Here is a 6,060-nt window from a genome sequence, read left to right on the forward strand (position 1 = left end):
GCGATGGCGCGCGGATCGCCCGAACCGCGCGCCTGGGCCGCGCGGTTGACCGTGTCGGCGGCCAGGCGCACGAACTGCTTGGCGCCCTCGAATTCGCGGTCTTCATTCGATGACGCTTCCGCCTCCAGCCCCAGTGCGCTGCCGGCGGCCGACGCCAGGCCGCTGCCGATCTTGGCGCCCAGCGGGCCGCCGAAATAGCCGCCGATGGCGCCGCCGGCCAGCGGGATGGCTTTCTTGGCCACGCCCTTGAGCACGCCGCCGATGGCTTGCCCCACGGGCGACTTGATGATGCCGCCCGCCACCGAGGCCGCCTTGCGCAGGAAATTGCCAAGAAACTGTTCCAGCTCGGCTTCATTGCTGACCGACAGCAGTTCGTTCGCCAGTTCCATCTCCTCGGCTTCCGAAAACATGGCGTTCGCGCCGCCCTCGCCGCTCCACTCGCCCTGGCCGAACTCGAACTGCTCCGCCTCAAAACCCGACATCTCCTGCCCGTATTCCAGGGTCGTACGATCTATGTCATGCATGATGAGCTCCTAAAAGTTGAAACCTCGGTTGAAACCTCGGTTGACACCTCAGTTCACACTACCGTGCCGGCCACCCTGGCCGTCCGGCTAACAATCGAGCACGACGATGTGCCCGCCCTCACGGCGCCAGCGGCCACCGTCCTGCCTGCGTCCCGGCATGTGCGCCGCATGCTTGAGCAAGCCGGGCGCCAGGGTGCGCGCCGCCTGCAGCAGCGCCGCTTCCACCCGCGCCGCGGGCGCGCCGCGCGCGGCGCCGTCCTGCGCCAGCTGCGTGTTGACGGCATCGATCAGATGCACGACATGGCGCGCCAGTTCGAATTCCTTGTCTTCCGGGCTCAATCCTTCCAGTTCCATGCCGAAGATGCGCGCGGCGCGCTGCCTGAGCGCCTGCGCCGGGCCACCATGCAGGGGCAGCATCGGCGCCAGCGCCTGGCCCAGCAGCCCGCGCAGCGGTCTTTCCAGCGGCGTGCCGCGCAGCTGTCGTCCCGCCGCGGTGGCGTCCAGCAGGCGGGCCAGGAAGGCGTCGAAGCCCTGCGGTGCCGGCACTTCCAGCAATTGCGCCGCCAGCGCCAGTTCATCCTCTTGCTGCAGGGGCAAACTGGCGCCAGCGGGCATTTCCATTTCGGGACGATAGGCAAGCAGACGGCTGGTCATGGCAGGCTCCGGCAAAGACGGCACTGTGGCCCATGCCCTCCTGACGCAAGGGCTATGCCAGCCGTTTTCACGGGTGCTGCAGCCCGGCGGGGCGAACGGCGTTTCGCCGATGGCGAAAAAACCATGGTTTCCGGCGAAGTGGGTTTCGTTATCAAGATGAGCTTTCCGGCAAGCTTAATTTGCGGGAATGATTACGTCGTCTATGCGCCACAATGGCTGCGTTCGCCAAAAAATATTTTTCATTTTAAAAAAATTAAGTTCGCGCTACCTCCCCGAAAACACCGCCAACGCCACGCCAAAACACCTCAAACAGAAACGTAGTCAACACGTAAATAGCTAATTGAAAACGGCTTTTTGAGAGGCAAGCTCTACAATTAGCTGGCTAAATTTTGATTGCTTGGAAGAAACTAAATGAAACACCCAACTTTGCGCCGCGTGCTGGCCGCAACACTACTGAGCCTGCTTGCCGCCTGCGGCGGCGGCAGCGGCGGCCAGAGCGGCTCCGTGCAGAATCCGGACGTGACGGCGCCGTCCACGGGCGGCGCGTCCGGCGACACGGCGGGCGAGACGGTTCCGCCGCCGCCCCTGACGACGCCGCCCGCCGCACCGGCCGTCACCTTTACACGCCAGGCCGCGTCGCGCTTCCTGGGCCGGGCCACGTTCGGCCCCAACATGGCCGACATCGATGCGCTGGCCGCCAGCGACAGCGATGCCTGGTTCCAGGCCCAGTTTTCCAAGCCGCAAACTTTGCACCGGAAATACATCGACGCCATGCTGGCGGCGCAGGCCGCAGGCGGGCAAGCGGTCGGCTTTACGGGGGTCTATGAAACGTTCTGGCAGCAAGGCATCCGCGGCGAGGACCAGTTGCGCCAGCGCATGGCCTTTGCCCTGTCCGAAATCTTCGTCATTTCCATGCAGAACGAGTCCGTGCGGCCGCGCGTGCGCGGCGTGGCCAGCTACTACGACATGCTGGGCCAGCGTGCCTTCGGCAACTTCCGCGACCTGCTGGAAGGCGTGGCCCTGCATCCGATGATGGGACTGTATCTGTCCCACCTGCGCAACCAGAAGGAATCGGCCACGCGCACGCCCGATGAAAACTTCGCCCGCGAAGTGATGCAGCTGTTTACCATCGGCCTGTACCAGCTGAATGCGGATGGCAGCCTGAAACTGTCCGGCGGCAAGCCCATCGACACTTACACGCGCGACGACGTGGCGGGCCTGGCGCGCGTCTTTACGGGCTGGAGCTGGGCCGGGCCGGACCAGAGCGACGCGCGCTTCTATGGCGGCACGGCCGATCCCGACCGCGACTGGAAGCCGATGCAGAACTACGCGGCCTTTCATTCCAGCGGCGACAAGCGCTTCCTGGGCCAGAGCATTGCCGGCGCCAGCAGCGGCCAGGCCGACCTGAAGCTGGCACTCGACACGCTGTTCAACCATCCGAATACGGCACCGTTCTTTGCCCGCCAGCTGATTCAGCGCCTGGTCAGCAGCAATCCCAGCCCCGCCTACGTGGGCCGCGTGGCCGCCGCGTTCGCCAACAATGGCAGCGGCGTGCGCGGCGACATGCAAGCCGTCATCCGCGCCGTGCTGCTCGATCCGGAGGCGCTCGCCCCGATCGGCACCACCTTGCGCACAGGCAAGTTGCGCGAGCCGCTGCTGCGCCTGGCCGGCTGGATGCGCGCCTTCGACGCCAGGCCTGCCAGCGGCCGCTACAGCATTTATTACCTCGACGACCCTTTGAGCGGCCTGGGCCAGAGTCCCTTGAATCCGCCCTCCGTATTCAGTTTTTTCCGCCCCGCCTATACGCCGCCCAATTCAGCCCTGGCCGGCGCGGGCCTGGTGGCGCCGGAACTGCAAATCACGGCCGAACCGTCGGTGACGGGTTATCTGAACTTCATGCAGGAAGCCATCAATAGCGGCGTGGGCGACGGCCGCGACATCAAGCCCGACTACACGCGCGAACTGGCGCTGGCCGCCGACGCGGGCGCCCTGCTCGACCGCATCGACCTGCTGCTGATGCATGGCAGCATGCCCGCCAGGCTGCGCGGCCAAATCATGACCGCCGTCAACGGCGTCAGCATCCCCGCGGCCACGGCCGGCAATGCCGCCCAGGTAGCCACGGCCCGGGCCAACCGCGTCAAGCTGGCCATTTTCCTGACCATGGCCTCGCCGGCCTACCTGGTGCAAAAATAAGATCGATCACATGCAAAACTTACCATTTTCCCGCCGCCGCTTCCTCGGCTCCATGCTGAGCCTGGCAAGCACCACGGCCGCCCCTTTCGCCCTGAACCTGGCCGCCATGGGCAATGCCGCCGCGCAATCTGCCGGCGACTACAAGGCCATGGTGTGCCTGTTCATGGCCGGCGGCAACGACGCCTTCAATACGGTGCTGGCCACCGACCCCACGTCCTGGAATGAATACCTGCGCCTGCGCAATACGGGCGGCGCCGCGTCCATTCACCTGCCCGGCGTGGGCGAGACGGGCGGCGTCCTGCCCGTCGTGCCGGCCACTGCGCAAGCGGGCCGCAGCTTCGCCCTGCATCCCCAGCTGGCGCCGCTCAAAGGCCTGTTCGACAATGGCCGCGCCGCCATCGTGGCCAATGTGGGCACCCTGATCCAGCCCGCCACCCTGGCCCAGTACAAGGCTGGCAGCGTGGCCTTGCCGCCCAAGCTGTTTTCGCACAACGACCAGCAATCGACGTGGCAGTCGGGTGCGCCGGAAGGCGCCAGCGTGGGCTGGGGCGGCCGCATCGCCGACGTGGCCGGCGCGGGCAATGCGAATGCCATGTTCACGGCCATTTCCGCCGCCGGCAACACGGTCTTCCTCAGCGGACGCCAGGTGCGCCAGTTCCAGGTGGGCCAGGCGGGCGCCGTGCCCATCCGCGGCCTGGGCGGCAGCCTGTACGGCAGCACGGGCGGCGCGGGCGCCCTGCAAGCCATCATCAACGATGCGAGCGGCGACCTGATCGAACAGGAACACGTGGCCGTCGTGCAGCGCGCCATCGCCAGCCAGAACATCCTCAGCGGCGCCATGCTGGCGGCCGGCGCGGGCGGCGTGCCCAATCCGCCGCCCTACGTCAATCCGAACACGGGCGCGTCCGGCGTCAACCCGCTGGCCGTGCAATTGCAGACGGTGGCGCGCATCATCGGCGGGCGCGGCGCGCTGGGGGCGACACGGCAAGTGTTTTACGTGACACTGGGCAGTTTCGATACGCATGACCGGCAAAAGGAGCTGCATGCCGACCTGATGGCGCGCCTGGCCCACGCGCTCGCGTATTTCGACGCCACCCTGGCCGCCCTGCAGGGCGCGGACCTGCGGCGCCAGGTGACGACGTTTACGGCGTCGGACTTCGGCCGCACCTTCAGCAGCAACGGCGACGGCACGGATCACGGCTGGGGCGCGCACCACTTTGTCGTGGGCGGCGCCGTGAAGGGCCGCGACATCTACGGCGCCTTCCCCGCGACGGGCCTGGGCCATGAACTGGACGTGGGTTCCGGCGCCCTGCTGCCGACGACGTCCGTCGACCAGTACGGCGCCACCCTGGCAAAATGGTTCGGCGTGGCCGACAGCCAGCTGGCCGGCGTATTCCCGAATATCGGCAACTTCGGCCAGCGCGACCTCGGTTTCATGACGACAACTTAACCGTTCACGGCCACCGTCAGGGTGGCAACATAGCCATCGGTGGCGTTACCCGCCACCGTGGCCATCTGCAAACGGGCGCCGTCGCTGAAGACCTGGTCGGTGGCATGGCTGATCTGCGCCAGCTTGCGCGCGCTGGCCGCATAGCCGCCGGCCCCGTAGGCTTCGTTCAACGTTGCCATGGGAAAGGTGAACTGCGAGGTCTTCAGGCGGTTCGCGGCAGCGGCCGCCCTGTCCAGGCTGGGATAGACCTCGACATGCACGTGCGGCATGCGCCCCGCGTAGCAGCCAGGAAAGATGGTCGTGAAGCGCAGCCTGCCCGCACCATCCGTTTCCTGCACGCCGCGCAAGTAATTCTGCGCCGTCACGCCGGCCGAATACAGCGAATACAGGCCGTCGCGGTCGCAATGCCATAGATACACGGCGTAGCCGGCCAGGCTGGCGCAGCCGCCGCTGGCATTGAGCAGTTGCAGCTCGATGGTCAAAGGCAGACCCAGCGCCACGCCCGTGGCGCCATTAAAACTGGCGCGGATGTCGCTGCGCACGACGCCCGACTGGTTCAGCACATTGATGATGCTGCCGCCATGCGTATTCGTGCCGTCGGCCGGATACGCTCCGCCCGTTTCTTCCGGTATCACCGTGCAGGCGCCCGTGGCGGACGCGGCAGTGCTGGCGGGCATGCCGCCGGCGTCCGCGCCGCCGCAGCCGGCCAGGGGCAAGCCGGCCGCGCCAGCCAGCAGCCAGCGCAAGACCTGGCGCCGTTCTGCCGCCGGTTGCCGCATCATTTCGGGGTCGGGTGCCAGACCGAAGTCATGTAAGTCCATACATATTCCATCAAATGGGGCAAGCCCGCCAAGGCCGGGCTCAGGCTGGCGCACAGGCACAGGACCTGCATGGCCCGCTCCGCGAACGCATTCCTGACGGCAATAGCAAGCTTGCGCTCCATGGTTCAAGCCCTTGTATTGACCAGGTTGCCGCTAGCGGACAGGCCGCCGCCCGCGTTCGCCGCGCCGAGACCGCCCGACAGCGCCTGCAGGAAGCTGCTCAGCTTGGCATTGCTGTCGCCGCTGGCGCCGGCGCTGGCGCCCAGCGCGCCGAGCAGGCTGGCAAAGCTCGATGGCAAGTCCGTCACGCTGCTGTCCGCGCTGTCGCTGCTGCCGCTGCCGGAAGCGGACAGCTTTTGCAGCAGGCTTTGCAGGTCCGACTCGATATTGCCCGGGCCGCCGCGCGCACCGCCGGGCG

5 protein-coding genes and 2 pseudogenes are annotated in these 6,060 nt (G+C 66.8%); 3 read left to right on the forward strand and 4 right to left on the reverse strand.

From position 1 onward, the window contains the following. Positions 1 to 524, reverse strand: a pseudogene (locus CBW50_RS27855) (hypothetical protein); the annotation flags it as partial. An 87-nt stretch (positions 525 to 611) separates the two neighbouring features. After that, complete coding sequence (locus tag CBW50_RS27860; protein ID WP_086148500.1) at positions 612 to 1,178, reverse strand: hypothetical protein; 567 nt, start codon at positions 1,176 to 1,178, stop codon at positions 612 to 614. 54 nt (positions 1,179 to 1,232) lie between these two features. Between CBW50_RS27860 and CBW50_RS29195 the strand changes: the two genes are divergently transcribed. The 3 genes from CBW50_RS29195 (at position 1,233) to CBW50_RS27870 (ending at position 4,821) form a co-directional block, all read left to right on the forward strand. Next, positions 1,233 to 1,499, forward strand: coding sequence for a hypothetical protein (locus CBW50_RS29195; RefSeq protein WP_139842685.1), 267 nt, complete (start codon positions 1,233 to 1,235; stop codon positions 1,497 to 1,499). Between the two features lie 90 nt (positions 1,500 to 1,589). Then, positions 1,590 to 3,371: a DUF1800 family protein gene (locus tag CBW50_RS27865; RefSeq protein ID WP_086148501.1), complete on the forward strand. Its 1,782-nt coding sequence runs from the start codon at positions 1,590 to 1,592 to the stop codon at positions 3,369 to 3,371. Between the two features lie 10 nt (positions 3,372 to 3,381). Beyond that, positions 3,382 to 4,821 carry a DUF1501 domain-containing protein gene (locus tag CBW50_RS27870; RefSeq protein ID WP_086148502.1) on the forward strand — a complete coding sequence of 480 codons (1,440 nt, stop codon included), beginning with the start codon at positions 3,382 to 3,384 and terminating at the stop codon, positions 4,819 to 4,821. Here the strand turns inward: CBW50_RS27870 and CBW50_RS27875 are convergent. Both CBW50_RS27875 and CBW50_RS29625 read right to left on the reverse strand, forming a co-directional pair. Next, entirely contained in the window at positions 4,818 to 5,642 is an 825-nt protein-coding gene (locus tag CBW50_RS27875) for an intradiol ring-cleavage dioxygenase (RefSeq protein ID WP_086148503.1), read from the reverse strand. The two genes, CBW50_RS27870 and CBW50_RS27875, sit on opposite strands and share 4 nt — an antisense overlap. Positions 5,643 to 5,767: 125 nt before the next feature. After that, positions 5,768 to 6,060 (reverse strand): annotated as a pseudogene (locus CBW50_RS29625) (hypothetical protein); the annotation flags it as partial.

The sequence above is a fragment of the Janthinobacterium sp. GW458P genome (genome assembly GCF_002127585.1).
In the GTDB taxonomy this organism is placed as follows: domain Bacteria; phylum Pseudomonadota; class Gammaproteobacteria; order Burkholderiales; family Burkholderiaceae_D; genus Janthinobacterium.